The sequence below is a fragment of the Rhodanobacter aciditrophus genome (assembly GCF_042679525.1).
Lineage (GTDB): Bacteria > Pseudomonadota > Gammaproteobacteria > Pseudomonadales > Marinomonadaceae > Marinomonas > Marinomonas aciditrophus.
In genome coordinates, this window is the sequence record NZ_JBHTMN010000006.1 from 1 (window position 1) to 16,833 (window position 16,833).

15 protein-coding genes are annotated in these 16,833 nt (G+C 49.1%); 10 read left to right on the forward strand and 5 right to left on the reverse strand.

The features are described from left to right. Positions 1-99 precede the first annotated feature (99 nt). Positions 100-1,191, reverse strand: a complete 1,092-nt coding sequence (locus ACFQ45_RS04750) for an endonuclease/exonuclease/phosphatase family protein (protein WP_377365833.1) — start codon at positions 1,189-1,191, stop codon at positions 100-102. Between the two features lie 246 nt (positions 1,192-1,437). Here ACFQ45_RS04750 and ACFQ45_RS04755 point away from each other — a divergent pair, with 246 nt between their 5' ends. The 7 genes from ACFQ45_RS04755 to ACFQ45_RS04785 all read left to right on the forward strand — a co-directional run bounded on the left by ACFQ45_RS04755 (position 1,438) and on the right by ACFQ45_RS04785 (position 8,648). Continuing rightward, positions 1,438-2,748 carry a methyl-accepting chemotaxis protein gene (locus tag ACFQ45_RS04755; RefSeq protein ID WP_377365834.1) on the forward strand — a complete coding sequence of 437 codons (1,311 nt, stop codon included), beginning with the start codon at positions 1,438-1,440 and terminating at the stop codon, positions 2,746-2,748. Positions 2,749-2,900: 152 nt separating this feature from the next. Next, the gene (locus tag ACFQ45_RS04760) at positions 2,901-4,043 is read left to right on the forward strand and encodes a methyl-accepting chemotaxis protein (protein WP_377365835.1); all 1,143 of its coding nucleotides are present in this window, start codon (positions 2,901-2,903) and stop codon (positions 4,041-4,043) included. After that, entirely contained in the window at positions 4,040-4,897 is an 858-nt protein-coding gene (locus ACFQ45_RS04765; protein ID WP_377365836.1) for a nitrate- and nitrite sensing domain-containing protein, read from the forward strand. Before ACFQ45_RS04760 ends, ACFQ45_RS04765 begins: the two co-directional genes overlap by 4 nt. Positions 4,898-5,155: 258 nt before the next feature. Continuing rightward, complete coding sequence (locus ACFQ45_RS04770) at positions 5,156-5,467, forward strand: 4a-hydroxytetrahydrobiopterin dehydratase (RefSeq protein WP_377365837.1); 312 nt, start codon at positions 5,156-5,158, stop codon at positions 5,465-5,467. A 50-nt stretch (positions 5,468-5,517) separates the two neighbouring features. After that, a complete protein-coding gene (gene grxB / locus ACFQ45_RS04775; protein ID WP_377365838.1) occupies positions 5,518-6,168 on the forward strand; it encodes a glutaredoxin 2 in 651 nt (216 codons plus the stop codon). 183 nt (positions 6,169-6,351) lie between these two features. Then, positions 6,352-7,434 carry a CobW family GTP-binding protein gene (locus ACFQ45_RS04780; protein ID WP_377365839.1) on the forward strand — a complete coding sequence of 361 codons (1,083 nt, stop codon included), beginning with the start codon at positions 6,352-6,354 and terminating at the stop codon, positions 7,432-7,434. Between the two features lie 47 nt (positions 7,435-7,481). Next, positions 7,482-8,648 (forward strand): aldose 1-epimerase family protein, encoded by a 1,167-nt coding sequence (locus ACFQ45_RS04785; RefSeq protein WP_377365840.1) that lies wholly within the window; start codon positions 7,482-7,484, stop codon positions 8,646-8,648. A gap of 36 nt (positions 8,649-8,684) precedes the next feature. Here ACFQ45_RS04785 and ACFQ45_RS04790 read toward each other — a convergent pair whose 3' ends face one another. Then, positions 8,685-9,176 (reverse strand): hypothetical protein, encoded by a 492-nt coding sequence (locus ACFQ45_RS04790; RefSeq protein ID WP_377365841.1) that lies wholly within the window; start codon positions 9,174-9,176, stop codon positions 8,685-8,687. 258 nt (positions 9,177-9,434) lie between these two features. On the opposite strand from ACFQ45_RS04790, the gene ACFQ45_RS04795 reads away from it, so the two are divergent. Next, positions 9,435-10,247 (forward strand): arylamine N-acetyltransferase family protein, encoded by an 813-nt coding sequence (locus tag ACFQ45_RS04795; RefSeq protein WP_377365842.1) that lies wholly within the window; start codon positions 9,435-9,437, stop codon positions 10,245-10,247. Between the two features lie 45 nt (positions 10,248-10,292). On the opposite strand, the gene ACFQ45_RS04800 is transcribed toward ACFQ45_RS04795, so the two are convergent. The 3 genes from ACFQ45_RS04800 to polA form a co-directional block, all read right to left on the reverse strand. Then, positions 10,293-11,165 carry a dioxygenase family protein gene (locus ACFQ45_RS04800; RefSeq protein WP_377365843.1) on the reverse strand — a complete coding sequence of 291 codons (873 nt, stop codon included), beginning with the start codon at positions 11,163-11,165 and terminating at the stop codon, positions 10,293-10,295. A gap of 168 nt (positions 11,166-11,333) precedes the next feature. Next, positions 11,334-11,939: a transposase gene (locus ACFQ45_RS04805; RefSeq protein ID WP_377365844.1), complete on the reverse strand. Its 606-nt coding sequence runs from the start codon at positions 11,937-11,939 to the stop codon at positions 11,334-11,336. Between the two features lie 359 nt (positions 11,940-12,298). Further along, positions 12,299-15,064: a DNA polymerase I gene (polA, locus tag ACFQ45_RS04810; RefSeq protein WP_377365845.1), complete on the reverse strand. Its 2,766-nt coding sequence runs from the start codon at positions 15,062-15,064 to the stop codon at positions 12,299-12,301. 204 nt (positions 15,065-15,268) lie between these two features. Between polA and ACFQ45_RS04815 the strand changes: the two genes are divergently transcribed. Together ACFQ45_RS04815 and ACFQ45_RS04820 are read left to right on the forward strand one after the other, a co-directional pair. Beyond that, entirely contained in the window at positions 15,269-16,231 is a 963-nt protein-coding gene (locus ACFQ45_RS04815; RefSeq protein WP_377365846.1) for a homoserine kinase, read from the forward strand. A 4-nt stretch (positions 16,232-16,235) separates the two neighbouring features. Beyond that, positions 16,236-16,814, forward strand: coding sequence for a DUF1007 family protein (locus ACFQ45_RS04820; protein ID WP_377365847.1), 579 nt, complete (start codon positions 16,236-16,238; stop codon positions 16,812-16,814). Positions 16,815-16,833: the final 19 nt, after the last annotated feature.

The following is a 16,833-nucleotide window of genomic DNA, read 5'->3' on the forward strand; positions in this document are numbered from 1 at the left end:
GCATAAAAACATAAAACTCTTTATTATCAGTGGTTTGTGTTTATTAAAAAACTACCTTAGGGTGGCTTTTTCAATGGTTATGTTTTCAGGCGATATCTTCTACGAGCGCTGCCCCGGCTCAGGTACATCGTCCTTGGTGACGCCCTCTTCTTTAGTGATGTCTTTAGCCAGTTCTTTATCTTCTTTTGTGCATTCCACGGCTTCTTGGTCTGAACCTTTCTCAGGTGTTAGAGCCAGCTGTGTCAGTAACGGGAAATGGTCTGAGCCAATGGAGGGCATTCGTTCCATGTGGCTCAAGGTAAAGTGAGAACTATGGAACACGTGATCAAGGGGCCAGCGTAGAAATGGATAACCTGCATGGAAGGTACAAAAGATTCCCCGGCCAATACGTGGGTCTAACAGGCCACTGATCTTGCGGAATAGCCGAGTAGTGGTCGACCAAGCCACATCGTTGAGGTCCCCCGTCACAATCACAGGCATGGTGCTTTCTGCAACGCTCTTTCCGACAATGGTAATTTCCGCATCCCGCTCTTTGGATTCGGTGTTTTCCGTAGGACTGGGTGGCGCAGGATGGAGGAAGTGCACGCGAATGACGCGACCATTATCCAGGGTTAGAGTGGTGTGCACCGAGGGAATGTCGTCTTCTACCAGGTAGCAGAGTTCTGTATCTCCCATTGGAAAACGGGAATATACATGCATGCCGTAAAGGTTATCCAGAGGGCATTTCACCGTATGGGGTAGTTGCTCTTCTATCTCCTTAAGTTGATCCTCCCACCATTGATCCGACTCCAGTGTTACCAGTACATCGGGGCGGTGCTCTTTGACTAAGTTCACCAGCTTGTAAGCGTCACGATTCGGTGTCAGTACATTGGAGGTTAAAATGGTGATTAGGCTGTCTTTTGGCGGCTGATGTGCCGCTTTCACTTCCTTGGGCAATAGGGGCGTGTAAGGCAAAACCCACCAGAGTTGAATCCCTAGGGCAACCAGTGTCGGCAGGATCAGCCCCCAAGTTGATGCTTGATCCATGGGCAGTAACGCCACTTGAGAGACGAGCAAGAGCAACGCCAATAGCGCAAATTGCAAACGTGGAAAGTCGCAACTACGTACGATCCAGTGTGTTATTCGACACATGGGTAATAGGGTGATTACACAAATAAAAGCCGTAAAACCAGCGACAATCGAATAGGTCATAGGGGGTTCGCTACCTAGCATCCATATTAGTGACTTATAACGCTAACACGCCGTTGACGAAAAACCAGCGCTTTGCACAAAAGAGCATCATTCCACCAAACTTATCCCCAAAAGCTCCGTAATCCGAAACAAAGGTGCCTAGATTGAAACCATAATGATTAATAAATAGAACAAATTATTACGACTCAGACTGATCCAGTCGTCTAATCTATAAACATTAACGTTTCCTTAAGGCGAGGGCTCGACATGCTATTTTCCTTTAAAAAACACCAAATATTGCAGGACGCAGCCGATACCTCTGAGCAAGGAAGCCTTATTGATTCTCTAAACGAGCATTGCGCCACTATTTGCTTTACACCGGAAGGCGAAATTCTGGAAGCAAACCAGCATTTTTTAGAGGCAACCGGCTATTCCCTGGACGAAATCATTGGTCGTCACCACCGTATTTTCTGTGATCAAGACGAGGTGAATTCTATTGCCTATGCCTCGTTTTGGCAGAAGCTGGCGTCAGGTGAAAGCCATAAAGGACAATTTTTACGTCGTCGTAAAGACGGCAGTATCTTGTGGATCGAAGCTACCTACTTCCCTGTAAAACACCAAGGCAAAGTGATTAAAGTCTATAAAATCGCGGCAGATATCACGGCGGAGAAAATTCGTTGCCAAGCTCAAGATGCATTACTGGAAGCCATAGATCGCTCCAATGCCATTATCGAGTTTCAGCCAGATGGCACGATTATTACGGCAAATAATAATTTCGTGCAGGCCTTGGGATACAAGTCGTTAGCGGACATTCAAGGGCGTCACCATCGTATGTTTTGTTTTGACGATTTCTACGAGGAACAACCGAATTTTTGGCAGGAGCTGGCTCAAGGCCAAGCTAAAACAGGCTTATTTCGTCGGATGCGTCGAGATGGCTCTGCAGTATGGATCGAAGCCTCCTATAACCCAGTGATCTCCACTAAAGGTGAAGTATTACGTGTGGTAAAAGTCGCGGCTGATGTCACCGAGCGTATTGAGCGTTCACAAAAGATCCAACACGCGGCAGAAGTAGCCCACAGCACCTCTGTGGAAACTGCCCAAGTGTCGGAGCGTGGTGCGGTGTTGTTGAAACAAACCGTGAGTAACACGGAAAACATCACTACAGACATTAATGCTTCAGCGCATCTTGTAGAGGATTTGAATCACCAGTCTGAAGAAATCGACAAAATCGTCAGCACCATTGGTGCCATTGCTGATCAGACGAACTTGCTGGCACTGAATGCAGCCATTGAAGCAGCCCGAGCTGGAGAGCATGGTCGAGGCTTTGCGGTGGTTGCTGATGAAGTACGTACCTTGGCGGCGAGAACCAGCAAATCCACGGAAGAGATCAGCTTGATGGTCAATAAAAACACCCAGCTGGTGGCCAACACCAAAGCCAGCATGTCCAAAGTCACTGAACGAGCCAGTGATAACCTAGGACGAATTCAAGAGGCCGCGGCCATTATTGATGAAATCTTAAAAGGAGCCGAACATGTGTCGGTTGTGGTGGGTGAGCTGGTGGATACCTCGGATGCGTAACAAAATTATTGCCAATGGCATTAATTTTGCTTAAATTTTAGACAAATATTTCGGCAGGTTATTCCTGCTAGGCAAAGGCGCCTGATTCCGCGACAGACTCTCTGTGGTGGTTCAGGCGCCTTTTTTTTGGTTCTACACTGGAGTGAAGGATTATGAGGTGGCTTACTTACCCCGCATTTCTGTTAATGCGTGCCCTAGGAGTATTGGGCATGCTACGCATTTTGATCGGCATTGCCGTGATCGGTGGTACCACAATACTGTTAGTCCCTGCTTGGCCAGTTCAATGGCTTTGGGCCCTGTTAACGTATTTAGCCGTGGCGAGTTTATGGCTAATGCATCAGGAGCTTGGGCAGTTACAGCGTTACTGTGAGACCGCAGCCCAGCCTGTTCAGCAGGCACCTACTAATGATACTAAGTGGCTTATGCTGCAATCGGTGAACCGAGAGTTTCAGCAATGGCTGAGCCGTGAACATCGTCAGCAACAGTTATTACAACAACGACTGGACGAGATTTCCCATTCGTCCACTGAGTTGCAGCAAAGTGCAGCACTGGTGACGCGTAACGCCCAAGGGCAAAGTGAATCAGCCAGTGTGGCCGCAGCGGCGGTTGAGGAGCTTAATGTCAGCATTGTGGAGGTTGCCGCGTTGGCAGAAGCCTCCCGTCAATCTGGTGTGGTGGCCAGCGAACAGCTCGCCGATGGCATTTTGAAACTCACCAACTTGGTGCAACAAGTTTCGGATATGGCGCAGCAATCAATCAAGACCAATAACTTGATTGTAGAGTTGAATGAGAAATCCCATACGATCAATGAAATGTCTGGGGCAATACGGAGCATTGCGGATCAAACCAACTTGCTAGCGTTGAATGCGGCCATAGAAGCTGCCCGAGCTGGAGAAAGTGGCCGTGGTTTTGCGGTGGTGGCTGACGAAGTACGTCGCTTGGCACAACACAGTTTGGAGTCCGCTGACGAGATCAGTCGCAATATTGAATCCGTGCAGCAGCATATTTCCGATGCCACGGTACAGGTTTCTGACCTTACCGAACTGGCCCATCAAAGTGCGACAAGCTCAAAGACTGTTCGCACCTTATTAAATGAGGTTCAACAACGCACTCAACAGTTGACCGAACAGGTTGACCAAGTGGCCCTCAGCACCGAACAACAAGGACTAGCCGTAGCAGAGATTGCGCAGTTGGCGGACCAAGTTCGTCAAGGCAACAATGACAATCTTAATGCTGCTGATCAGGCACGCACCATTGCCCATCATCTGGCTCATCTTACAGGACAAACCCTATGAGTATTCTCACAGAATTCTATTATCTAATGATTATTGCGGTGGCTTTTGGGCTGTTGTTTTACGGATTGCACCGAAGCCTTCGACGTCAAGATCGACTCCACGCGGAATCTAACCTTCAGCAATTGCTGCTGTTGAGAGCTTTGACCGCAGACTTACAAAAGCATCGAGGTTTAACCAGTGCCGTGTTAAATGGCGATACCAGCATGGCTCAAGATATGGAGAATATCCGCCAGCGGGTTAATCAGCATATTGCCACAGCAGAGTCTTGTAAAAGCACCCACAAAGAGACTTGGTTTGGCATTATTGATCACTGGTCCCGTATGCGTGAAGGGCGCAGTCAGGACCCAGAAAATAACTTGAAACAGCACAATCTGATTATTCGCAACTGTATCTTTTTGATGGAAGACATTGCTTGTGAGGTGGATCTTACCCAAGGCAAAGCAGAATTGGCTTATTTAACGTGCATTTGGCGGGAAGTCATTCCCGCAGCAGAGTGGGCGGGACAAGCTCGGGCACTTGGCGCTAGCATTGCTGCCACAGGCTACAGCAGTCCAGCCCAGCGAGTGCGTTTGCAATTCCTCTATGAAAAGATCGAACAGTTATCGGGCGATGCGTTTCATACTTTGCAGGCCCATTTGGCGGCACACCCTGAAACCACAGGGTTTCAGCTGCAGAAACAGGAAGCAGTGATGGCGGAGTTTCTCACTTGCATTAAATCAGAACTACTGAGTACTGCGTCCCCGGGAATCGATGCCAAAAGCTACTTTAAACGGGCAACAGAATCCATTGATGCATTGTTTGCCTTAGTGGATATCGCCTTACATCAAGTGCAATCCCAAAAGCTAAAGTATTAAAACTCACCTGAATGGATAGGCCGAGCCCCACTCGGCCTATCTATTAGAAACGCCAGTAAGGTTAAACAACCATGAGGTGGATCAAAGGCTTCCAATTCGATGAATTCAACCCTGTGCTAAACTACTTCATGCACCACAAATACATGGCACATTTTCGTTCCCGAGATGCGTTTCTGAGTCACGGGCCCATAACTTAGAGTCAGATGAGACATATCGCTAAAGGGCTCAAGGGAAAACCTTGGGGCTTAAGGAGCTTACATGGCAAATCAAAAACTCTCAGAACAAGAACTTCAAGCCGCCTTTAACAAGCTGAACGCAGAGACCGAGCATAAGTGGGTAATCGAAGCGGGCAAACTGAGCAAAACCTTTACCTTCAAAGACTTTCGTCAGGCGTTTGGTTTTATGACTCAATGTGCCCTCTATGCGGAGAAAAAAGACCATCACCCAGAGTGGTTCAATGTCTATAACAAGGTCAGTGTTCAGCTGATGACACACGATGTTTCTGGCTTATCTCTAAAAGACTTTGATCTTGCAAAACATATGGATGCGGTCGCTGCGAACTGTCAATAAAGCACCCAGTGCGATAGATTGTTAAGTATTGAACATCAAAAGGAGCCCCCATGAATCTGTATCTATACGATCACTGTCCATTCTGTGTGCGAGCTGAAATGGTCGCCAATTACAAACAAGTGAACCAGCAGAACATCTACCTTGCTAACGATGACGAAGAAAGCTGCTATAAGCTGATTGGTGCGAAAGTGCTGCCGATATTAGAGCATCAAGGTGATGCCATGGGCGAGAGCTTGGACATTGCCAAGCGCCTTGATGAGCTAGGCAATCCAGAAAAGATCATTGAAGAGGGCGGTCACGCGAAAGACGTGCTAGAGGTGCTTAATCAGGTGAACTTCTCGATTAATTGCCTGCTATTCCCCCGTAATATCCGCATTGGCTTACCTGAATTCAAAACTCAATCGGCTCAAGATTACTTTGAAGGTAAAAAAGAGAAGATCATTGATATGTCCTTTGCCACCGCCATGGACCAGACCCAGGAACACATAGATAAGGTTGAAAATGCCCTAGGGAAACTGCCGTCCTTGTCTCTCCCTTCAGACCGAGAAAACACCCTGAGCTGGGATGATGTGCTGGTTTACCCCGTGCTACGTAACCTGACCATGGTGGCAAATTTAACCTTCCCTGATTCGGTACAAGCCTACATTGATGAAGTGTCCAAGCTGACTCAAACTCATACCTATTTTGATAAAGCCATCTAATTCCGCCTTAATGACCCTACAGCACAGGCGGCATGCCCATTGTCGTCTGTGAACACTGGATAGGGAATTCCACGAAATTTGCTCCACTGGGGTGGATTAATGCTTAACAGCCCCAATTGTTTGGTTTAAATGGCTGTGTCAGTCCTTTCCATAGCTCCTAAAACACCAGACAAAAGAGTCACTATGAACGAACAATCGAAAGCCATCCCAACCAATATCATTACTGGATTCTTGGGTGTTGGCAAAACCACCACCATTAATGCGCTGCTCGCGAATAAGCCAGAAGGAGAAGTCTGGGCTGTGCTCGTTAATGAATTCGGCCAAGTGGGAATTGACCAAGAAATGATGCCCACCCAAGACGGACTCCATATTAAAGAGCTAGCCGGTGGCTGTATTTGTTGTTCATTGGGGGCGTCTTTGGGACAAACTCTGCGGGCGCTGATTGAACAGGCGAAGCCTGATCGCTTGATCATAGAACCAACGGGTATAGGTCACCCAGAAGGCATTATCGACACTCTCATGGGGCCAAACTTTAAAACGGTGCTCGACCTGCGGGCAACGGTCTGCTTGCTCGATCCACGTTGGTTGGAAGAGGAAGGTGTGATTAATAATGAGATCTTTCATGACCAGCTTAACCTGTCGGATGTGGTCTTGATCAACAAGTGCGATCTTGCAACACCAGAACAGATCGAAGTGGCGGAATCTGGTTTGAACGACATGTTCCCACCGAAGCAATTTATCGGGCGAATAACACAGGGTAATATCGATCCAGCATTGCTTGATCTGGTGCGTAATGGTCAGCTAAAAGCGCAATTTCCAGACGCCCATGCTCATCATGATCATGAACATTCGCACCATGACCACGACCACGACCACAACCACAACCACAACCACAACCACAACCATGACCATCATGATCATTCCCATCACGATCACTCGCACCATGAAGCTCAGCCTGAACCTGGGCAACCGATCCGAAAAACTGGCCATGGTAGCGGCTTGTACAGCTGTGGTTGGATCTTTCACCGGGATGACTGCTTTGACTACTGGGAATTAGAGAAAATTCTAACGGGGCTCAAAGGTGTTAATCGCGTAAAAGGCGTGATTCGTATTGGCACGGCTTGGGTGTTCTTTAATCGTGTTAACGATGAGCATGACTTTGATAAAGTCGCCTACCGACGTGACACACGTATCGAAATCATCAGTCCAACGGACCTTGATTGGCAGCAGATAGAGCAAGAAATGTTGGCCTGCTTGCAGCATTAATGGATGGCGTACAGCCCCTCGCGACAACCTAGTGGAGACGAATTCTGATGGCAAATACAACCGCCACCCTAACCATATTAAGCCAGCGTGACGGCATTGATTTAAGTGACTTCCAGCGTGATGCCAAAGACTTTGGATTACCCGCTGATGTGCCTTTACATGTGGAACAAGTCACCCTAGTGGGCGGTAAGCAACAAGGCTCCCGCCTCATTGCTCTGACCGTGGGGGACATCACTGTGCGAGTGATCCCCACCCGTGGGATGGGGATTTTAGACGCCGTTCGCGGGGATGTTCGATTCGGTTGGGATTCCCCAGTAAAAGAAGTCGTGCACCCTGGCTTTATCAACCAAGAAGCCTCCGGTGGCTGTGGTTGGCTGGATGGCTTTAACGAAATGATGGTGCGTTGCGGTTACCAGTGGGCAGGGCATCCGGGGGAAGACCGTGGTGAATTCTTGACCCTCCATGGTCGTATTCAAAATACCCCAGCAGATGACATTGTATTGGAAGTAGATCAGCAGCCCCCTTATAGGGTGCGATTGCGGGGTCGCGTGGATGAGAAACGCTTTAAATTCACCAATTTTGAATTAGATACCTGTCTAACCCTGACTCCTTCATCGCCTTACATTGAAGTGCAGGACACCCTTACCAACCTGTCTAGCTATGACAACACCTATCAGGGGATATACCACAACAACTTCGGTGCTCCCATTCTTGGGAAAGGGGCGCGTCTACACGTCACAGGTAAAAAAGTTGCGCCGTTCAATGACTACGCTGCAACAGGCTTAGATACTTGGGCGCAGATGTCTGAGCCCACAGCGCAATTTGATGAAATGGTGTTCAACATAGAAAGCTTAGGGGATGAGCACGACATGGCCTATGCCCTGTTAGAAAGTCCTAGCCAAGGTCAAGGCATAGAAGTCGCCTATAAGATGGACACTCTGCCTGTACTGACCATTTGGAAGAACCTAGATACCCCAGAGCAGGGTTATGTGGTCGGCATCGAGCCGGGCACATCCTACGCCTATAATCGCCGACACCAGTGGGATTTGAATTTGGTGCCAACGATCAAGGGAAAAGAAAGTAAACATTTCTATGTGCGCTTTGGTTTGCTGACCAATGCAACAGAAGTGCATGCCTCGAAAGACCAGATCGCAAAGGTTCAAGGCGAAACCCCTTGCGTTGTGGAGACTACCCCCACGGTGCGTTTGGACTAAGCACCAGCCTTCATCTGTATAAATTTAAGCTTCGTCTTACAAAGCCACGTCACAGACGGCCCAATCGCTGCCGTCTGTCCAGACGTTGCCTTCCTGCTCTGTCAGCTCGGGGTGATTGGCAGTGTCGCTAAAAAACGCCCCATTCGTGGCTGACATAGCGCGGCCTTGCACGGCCACCTGAATGCGGTCTGGCTCAACCTGTTTTACGACCCCGACACTGTTTTGCCAAGTACACACAGTCGTGCCGACAGACTTATCCAAAGCAAGGCGCTGCTCAAACGTCGCCTCACGTTGTTGAATCTCTTGCTCTGTGGCGGCTTGCTCTTGCTTGGCTTCCTGCTCATCGGCCTTAATCTGTGCTAGCACGCCTTCGTCTGACGAACTAGCGTCTTTCAACGGCGCAGCTTGCACCTCACTAGACTTGGCTGGTTCTGCTTGGGTGCCACCATTCAGTGGTTGGCTCGGATTTGCATTACAGGCCACCAGTAGCAGAGGCAAAATCAACAGACTTAAGATACGTACAAGCATGGGGGCTTCCTTTTATGTGTTTCATATCCTTAAAGCCTAGCACCACCCCCCATCAGCACTCTTTAAATAGTGCGCAGATAAGATCCAATAAAGGGGGAGGTTGGGGAACAAAGGTAAGTTGAGAAGGGCTAAATGATGATTTCCCCATCAACCAATGCTTTGAAACGTTTTATTAGATGCCATTTATTGGCCTGTAATTGTGAAACCGAAGCAAACTGTTAAAGTGCTCTTTTTAATCATAGGAATCAGGTATTAGACATGATCCACCTGCAAGACTACTTCGCCCGTATCCAATATCAAGGGCCAGAAACACCAGAGCTTTCGACTCTAAAAGCCATTCACGCTCTGCATCCAAAGCACATTCCCTTTGAAAATATTGACGTCTTACTTGATCGTGGTATCCGTCTGGATTTAGACAGCATCCAACAAAAACTCATCGGCGATCGTCGCGGTGGATACTGTTTTGAGCACAATGCGCTATTTATGCAAGCCCTTAAACAACTGGGGTTTGAAGTGGAATCCCTAATGGCGCGCAACGTTTGGCGACAACCCGAAAATGCACCATTTGGCCCAAGAACCCATCAGGTGCTCAGAGTTCGTATCGAAGGGGAATGGTGGCTAGCCGATGTGGGCTTTGGTGGTCTCGTGCTGACTGATCCCTTGCGATTGGGGACCAGTGAGGCGCAACAGGGACAACACGAAGCGTTTCGTATTCTCCCACAAGACCACGGCTGGATGTTGCAGGTGAGCGTACAGGATCAATGGGAAGACCTTTACGATATTGCCAGCCAACCACTTGAGCCGATCGATATGGAAGTGGCTAACTGGTTTACCTCGGCCAGCCCCAACTCTAAATTTCGCCATAACCTAATGATGGCACGGGCAATACCGGACACTCGCTATGCACTATTGAACAATCGCCTAACCGTCCGCCCTCGCAACGGCGCAGTGGAGCAGCGAGAGCTAAACGCAGAGCAGTTAGCCGATGCGTTAGAGGAATGTTTTGCGCTGAAGGTCGAAAGTGAGTGGATGCCACTGCTAGAAAAGATTGTTGAAAAAGCTAAGTCGTAAACGCGTTAATCAAGGGGGCGCACTGGTCTGCAGCCCCCTTTGAGCTTAACTGATTTGAATGGAACCGTAAGAAAGAAGAGTGCCGTCATCATTTAAGCGAGTGGTTAACATAAATGCCTCAAAACCACTTCTTGGGAAGACGGTATCTCGGCCACTAGAGAGCGGTGTGCCCTGTTCGCCACGGGCCATGTAATTTGGGTGTTGTGTGCAAATCTCTTTTGCTAGACCGTCTTGGAAGCAAAACTGAGACGTTACGCTCGCATTACCATTTGAATCCGTCACACTGAAGTGAATGTGGATGGTGCGGCCTTGATACCAGCCTGGGAAACACGTCTTAAAATTGACTCGGCCATCTGAGTCAGTCATCAGCTGTCCACGGAACCATGTGGAGGATAACGCGGACTCTTTGTCCCCTGAACAGAAACCTTCATTAAAGCGACGAGAATATTCGCTGTTGCTGGTGTCAGCAGAGTAAATGCCTTCTGAATCACAGTGCCAGACTTCGATCTTATGATTGGCCAAAGGCTGACAATTCTCATCGATTAATTGCAGGCAGAGCTGCATCGGCAACCCTTCACGACCCTCGGAGATGTCTTCCCCCGTACTGTCCTGAAAATAACAAGGGCCTTCCGTCGTTCGTTCCGTCAGTGCGATACTACAAGTGCGACCCGTTTCAAAAATGGACGTGGGAGGATAAGCGCTTGTAATCAAATCGGTACCACCCACAGCCCAAGGACCAGAGTAAGTTCCTTGAGACACAGTGGACGCTGCCACAGCACCATCTTTCATAACACCGGTGCGATCGCACCCAGCTAAAGCGAACGCCGACATAAAGGGCAAAGCCCCTAGGGATTTAACCACCGTGCGGCGGGTATAGCTGTCACTGACAGCCGAATGAAGAGATTTTAATTTAGTCATGAGGGGAAAAAGCTCCATTTGCTTGAACAACCTATTTTAGCAGCTAGGCCAGCACTGTCAGGCATGTGTTATGTAAACAAATAGCATCAAAGGGGTCAGATCTCTTTCATATCAAGACTTGGTGATAGTCTCAATTGAGCTAGATGTATAAGGGATCTGACCCCGAAGCTAAGTCAGCGATCTGCCTGTTTGCCAAGCATTTCGAATAGTATTGATCTCTTGTGTGTTTTGCTGCTGCTCAAACATAGACAAATAGTTACTGCTTAGTGTGACAGTATCTGAACCAGGTGCATTAAAAACAGGATGAGGCGTAATAAAAGACAGTGGCTTTAAGCCGCTATTATGTTGAAAGCTAGACCAACGATAGTGGGCGGCTTGCTCCACCATATTAGCCCTTACAGGATTTAATTCGATATAACGCATTACTGCCAGAAAATAGTGTTCTGATTGCACTAGGTTGCTTTTATAGCGACCTTCCCAGATAGAACCGCTGCGGCCATATTTATGGTTTATGAAAGGAACGTAGCGGCGTCCTATGTGCTGCATAAACTTGCCTACATTTTCAGGATTCTTAGCCGTTAGCAGGATATGAATGTGATTAGTCATCAAGACAAATGCATGGATGGCAATGTCATAAACCACAGCGGCTTCCTTCATCCAACTTGCATAGGCTTTGTAATCCTCATTCTCGAAGAAAACAGCTTTATGTGAAGCACCACGCTGAACGATATGGACGGGTACATTTGGTAGTAATGCACGAGGTCTTCTTGGCATCTTTTCCTCCGTGAATAGAAACCAAAGTGTTTTAGGAAAAGGGGTCAGATCCCTTTCACGCAAAGGCTAAGTTTTAGTCTCAACCAAATTGGTGTATAAGGGATCTGACCCCTGATAGTAAGTTCGTTAATAATAGACGAGGCTTAATGCGCCTCGTCCCAGTTATTTCCAACCCCTGTTTCCACAAGCAATAGTACGTCGATCTCGCTGCTGATTTGCATGATTTCTACGATTTTGGCTTGTGCAGAATAGAAAGGGGTCAGATCCCTTTCACGTAAAGGCTAAGTGTTAGTCTCAATCAAATTCAGTGTATAAGGGATCTGACCACTGAGAGTAAGTTCGTTGATAATAGACGAGGCTTAATGCGCCTCGTCCCAGTTGTTCCCAACCCCTGCTTCCACAAGCAATGGTACGTCGATCTCGCTGCTGGTCTGCATGATTTCTACGATTTTAGCTTGCGCGGCATCAAGGTCTTTCTCAGCAACTTCGAAGATCAATTCATCGTGTACTTGCATGATCATGCGTACGTCTAGGTCGGTGTCGGCGAGCCAGTTGTGCATGTTGATCATGGCGCGTTTGATGATGTCGGCGGCGGAGCCTTGCATTGGGGCGTTGATGGCGGTGCGTTCGGCCGCTTGGCGCATCATGGCGTTACGGGCTTTGATCTCAGGTAGGTACAGGCGGCGACCGAAGATGGTTTCCACGTAGCCTTTTTCTTTGGCGCTTTCACGGGTGTTGTCCATGTAGGAGCGCACACCTGGGTAGCGTTCAAAGTAACGTTGTACGTATTTTTGCGCTTCTGGGCGGCCAATGCCGAGCTGTTTCGCGAGACCAAAGGCTGACATGCCGTAGATCAAGCCGAAGTTGATGGCTTTGGCGCGGCGACGTTGCTCTGTTGTCACTTCGTCTGCGGTAGTGTCGAAGACTTCTGCTGCGGTGGCTTTATGCACGTCTAGGTCATTGGCAAAGGCATCCAGTAGCCCCTTGTCTTGGGACAAGTGTGCCATGATGCGCAGTTCGATTTGCGAGTAATCCGCGGCGATGAGCTTGTAGCCTTGTGGTGCAACAAAGGCTTGGCGAATACGACGGCCTTCGGTGGTACGAATCGGGATGTTCTGCAAGTTTGGATCTGTGGACGACAAACGACCTGTGGCGGTCACCGCTTGGTGGTATGAGGTGTGAATGCGCCCAGTCTTTTGCAGCATCTCTGGTAGCTTGTCCGTGTAGGTGGACTTTAGCTTCGACAGACTGCGGTGCTCCATGATCAAGCGTGGCAGCTCGTATTGTTCCGCCAGCTCTTGCAGGATTGGCTCTGCGGTCGAAGGCTGGCCTTTTGGTGTCTTCTTGATAACAGGCAAACCTTGCTTTTCAAACAGGATTTCTTGGAGCTGTTTGGGAGAGCTTAGGTTAAAGGCTTGGCCCGCTTCTTCGTGGGCTTTGATCTCGATTTCTTGCAGCTTGCTGGCAATCTCGGCGCTTTGAGCATGGAGTAGGTCAGGGTCGATCAGGGCACCGGTTTGTTCCATTTTTGCCAAGACTGGCACTAGGGGCAGTTCGATGTCTTTTAGGACTTTGACCAGGTCCCCTTCTTTTTCCAGTTTAGGCATGATGGCTTGGTGCAGGCGCAAGGTAATGTCTACGTCTTCTGCCGCGTAAAACGCTGCTTGCTCAAGTTCAATCTGGTTAAAGGTTTTTTGCTTCGCGCCTTTGCCTGCGATCTCTTCAAAGCTCACTGTGGTGTGGCCGAGGAATTTAGACGCTAGGCTGTCCATGTCGTGACGGGTGGCGGTGGAGTTGAACACGTAAGACTCCAGCATGGTGTCGAATTCGATACCGCGCAGGGTGATGCCGTAGTTGTTCAGTACGTTGGCGTCGTATTTTAGGTGTTGGCCGACTTTCTTTTGGTTGTCGTCTTCAAGCCAAGGCTTCAATTGCTCTAATACCCAATCACGGTCAAGTTGCTCTGGGGCGCCTTCGTAGTCGTGCGCTACTGGGATGTAAGCCGCTTTGCCCACTTCTACTGAAAGTCCCACGCCTACTAGCTCTGCGGCCATGTAGTTGAGGGAAGTGGTTTCCGTGTCGAATGCCACCAGCTCGGCTTCTTGGATCTTTTTCAGCCAAGCGTTGAAGCTGTCTTTATCTAGGACGGTGTCATAGTCCACTTCGATGTTGGCGGCCGGTGCAGGCTCATCTTCATTGTCTACAGTATCATCGGCGGTGCCGTGAACAGGGGCTTTGTCGATGTCGCGTAGCCAGGTTTTGAATTCCAGCTTTTGGAACCATTCACGTAGGGCTTCTTTGTTGATTTCTTCGTTTTTCAACGCATGGGGATCAAAAGGCAGCTCCACATCGCACTTGATGGTGGCAAGGGTGTAGCTCAGCTCTGCCATCTCACGGTGTTCTTCCATCTTTTTCGCCATGGTTTTGGAACCACGGAAGCCCAATGGGGCGATGTCGTCCAGACGCTCGTAAATCTCTTTGATGGAGCCAATGCCTTGCAGCATTGCCAGAGCGGTTTTTTCGCCAACGCCCGGTACACCGGGGATGTTGTCGACCTTGTCGCCCATAAGAGCTAGGTAGTCGATGATCAGCTCAGGGGGGATACCGAATTTGTCGTGTACCCCTTGGATGTCCATCACTGTGTCCGTCATGGTGTTCACTAAGGTGACCTTGTCCGTCACCAGCTGTGCCATGTCTTTATCACCAGTGGAGACGACGACTTCACGGCCTTCACCGCCGATTTGTTTGGCGATGGTGCCGATCACGTCATCGGCTTCCACGCCTTCGATGATGACAAGAGGTAGGCCCATGGCTTCGATCATGCGGTGAATCGGCTCGATCTGAACCCGCAAATCGTCTGGCATAGGCGGACGTTGTGCTTTGTATTCGCTGTAAAGGTCGTCTCGGAAGGTTTTGCCCTTGGCATCAAAGATCACCACGATCGGAGAATTCGGGTAGCGGCCAATCAGGCTACGGATCATGCTGATCACACCGCGGGCCGCGTTAGTGGGCTGGCCGTCGCTAGTGGTTAACGGTGGAATCGCGTGAAAGGCACGGTACAAATACGAAGAACCGTCTACCAGAACCATGGGGGATGTGTTGGTCAGTGAGTCTTGAGCCGACATAGTTTTCCTCTTGGCCGTCCGGTGTCGTGGACGGCTCTGTTCAAAGTCTTCCGCTGTTTGCGGTGAATACGAATGCTAAATTGTCAGTTAGACTAACATAATCGCTGCTTTTTGGCGGTCTTGAATTGACCTTTTTGCTCTGATTGTGGAGCATAAGCGGCTTAATGCGATTACGCTCGATTTTAACAAGTTTAGGTGCATCACTTGGCGGTTTATACAACTCTTACGGACTCTGACATGCGCGGCCTTGTGGCCGATTATTACTTGGGTGAATTGGTGTCTTTTCAGGGCATTTCTGGGGGCGTGGAAAATACCAACTATTTTCTGACCACCACCACTGGAAAATACGTGCTTACCCTGTTTGAAGAGTTTGAGTTTGATGAAGTACCGTACTTCTTAGATGTGGTGGCTCACCTTAAGCATAAAGGCTTTAACGTCCCAGCGGCGCTGATCGACAACCATGGTGAGCGCCTGCGTACAGTAAAAGGTCGTCCTGCAATTATCGTGGATTGCTTTGCCGGCGGTTTGATCGATGGCACCTCGGTGGAAAGCTGTCGTTTGATGGGCAAGGTCTTAGCGCAATTACATACGGCGGGCATGGATTTTCCCGAGCACCGTGAAAGTCATCGCGGTATCGAATGGTGGCGCAACACCTCTAAAGCCATCGCCCCTGAGCTAGAGCCGGAACAAGCCCATTTGCTGTTAGCACAGGTGGCTGAGTTCGATACCTTTATTGCGGATTACGATGATCAGTTGCCAAAGGGCACGATTCACGGTGATTTGTTTTACAACAATACTCTGTTTGAAGGGGACCAGTTGTCCGCCATCATCGACTTCTACAATGCCTGCTATGCATGGTTGATGTATGACCTAGCCATTGTGATTAATGACTGGTGTACGGATTTTGAAACGGGCGAATTGGATATGGATAAGTACCACGCCATGATCAATGCCTATGTCCATGAGCGTGAGCCCAGTGCCGCAGAAATCATGGCATGGCCGCATATGTTGCGCATTGCAGCGTTGCGTTTTTGGTTGTCCCGTTTGGAAGCATGGCACGGTGCGAAGGATGACCCTGAGCGTTTGGCGCAGCAACATGATCCCATGGAATTCCAGCGTATTTTAGAAGCCCGTGTGCGTTTTGCCCCGAGTTTGATGGAGAATTAATCCCATGATAAGACGCCTAATCATGAGCTTGTTGGCCTTGGGAGCGGTTTGGCAATCCACCGCTGTCATGGCGCACCCTCATATTTGGGTGGATTCTTATTATCGGGTGGTGGTGAATCAGCCCACCTTGCAAACCCTCGAAGCCAACTGGGAGTTCGACCTGTTCTCCAGTTTAGACATGTTGATGGCGTTTGATACCAATGCGGATGGGGTGTTTCAAGGTCAAGAAAAGGCGGAAGCTGCGGTGGCCATGACCAACCTTGCCCAATACGGTTATTTCCTGCGTATCCAAGTGGATGGGGAAGAAATCGCGCCAGCACAGGTGTCCATTGTAGATCTGGCTATTTCGGATCAAAAACTACAGGTGAAACTGGGTATTGAGCTGGCTGAGCCGGTGAACATTCAGCAGCAGACCCTGCGCATTGGCTTTGGTGACAAAGAAAATTACTTTGCCATGGTGATCCCAGATGCTGGCTTAATTCAGCTAACGGGTGTGCTGGCAGAAACCTGCACGCCAACACTGGTCGACGCAGAAGAAATTTATATGGAAGGTTGGATCGACCTTCATTGTGATCGTGGCTAGTAGCCGTTCCCATTAAGGA

Bases quoted from the DNA above. Each gene is read 5' to 3' on its own strand.
- polA (WP_377365845.1), bottom strand. From the start codon at position 15,064: ATGTCGGCTCAAGACTCACTGACCAACACATCCCCCATGGTTCTGGTA.
- ACFQ45_RS04820 (WP_377365847.1), top strand. From the start codon at position 16,236: ATGATAAGACGCCTAATCATGAGCTTGTTGGCCTTGGGAGCGGTTTGG.
- ACFQ45_RS04755 (WP_377365834.1), top strand. From the start codon at position 1,438: ATGCTATTTTCCTTTAAAAAACACCAAATATTGCAGGACGCAGCCGAT.
- ACFQ45_RS04800 (WP_377365843.1), bottom strand. From the start codon at position 11,165: ATGACTAAATTAAAATCTCTTCATTCGGCTGTCAGTGACAGCTATACC.
- ACFQ45_RS04765 (WP_377365836.1), top strand. From the start codon at position 4,040: ATGAGTATTCTCACAGAATTCTATTATCTAATGATTATTGCGGTGGCT.
- ACFQ45_RS04780 (WP_377365839.1), top strand. From the start codon at position 6,352: ATGAACGAACAATCGAAAGCCATCCCAACCAATATCATTACTGGATTC.
- ACFQ45_RS04770 (WP_377365837.1), top strand. From the start codon at position 5,156: ATGGCAAATCAAAAACTCTCAGAACAAGAACTTCAAGCCGCCTTTAAC.
- ACFQ45_RS04750 (WP_377365833.1), bottom strand. From the start codon at position 1,191: ATGACCTATTCGATTGTCGCTGGTTTTACGGCTTTTATTTGTGTAATC.
- ACFQ45_RS04790 (WP_377365841.1), bottom strand. From the start codon at position 9,176: ATGCTTGTACGTATCTTAAGTCTGTTGATTTTGCCTCTGCTACTGGTG.
- ACFQ45_RS04785 (WP_377365840.1), top strand. From the start codon at position 7,482: ATGGCAAATACAACCGCCACCCTAACCATATTAAGCCAGCGTGACGGC.
- ACFQ45_RS04760 (WP_377365835.1), top strand. From the start codon at position 2,901: ATGAGGTGGCTTACTTACCCCGCATTTCTGTTAATGCGTGCCCTAGGA.
- ACFQ45_RS04805 (WP_377365844.1), bottom strand. From the start codon at position 11,939: ATGCCAAGAAGACCTCGTGCATTACTACCAAATGTACCCGTCCATATC.
- ACFQ45_RS04795 (WP_377365842.1), top strand. From the start codon at position 9,435: ATGATCCACCTGCAAGACTACTTCGCCCGTATCCAATATCAAGGGCCA.
- grxB (WP_377365838.1), top strand. From the start codon at position 5,518: ATGAATCTGTATCTATACGATCACTGTCCATTCTGTGTGCGAGCTGAA.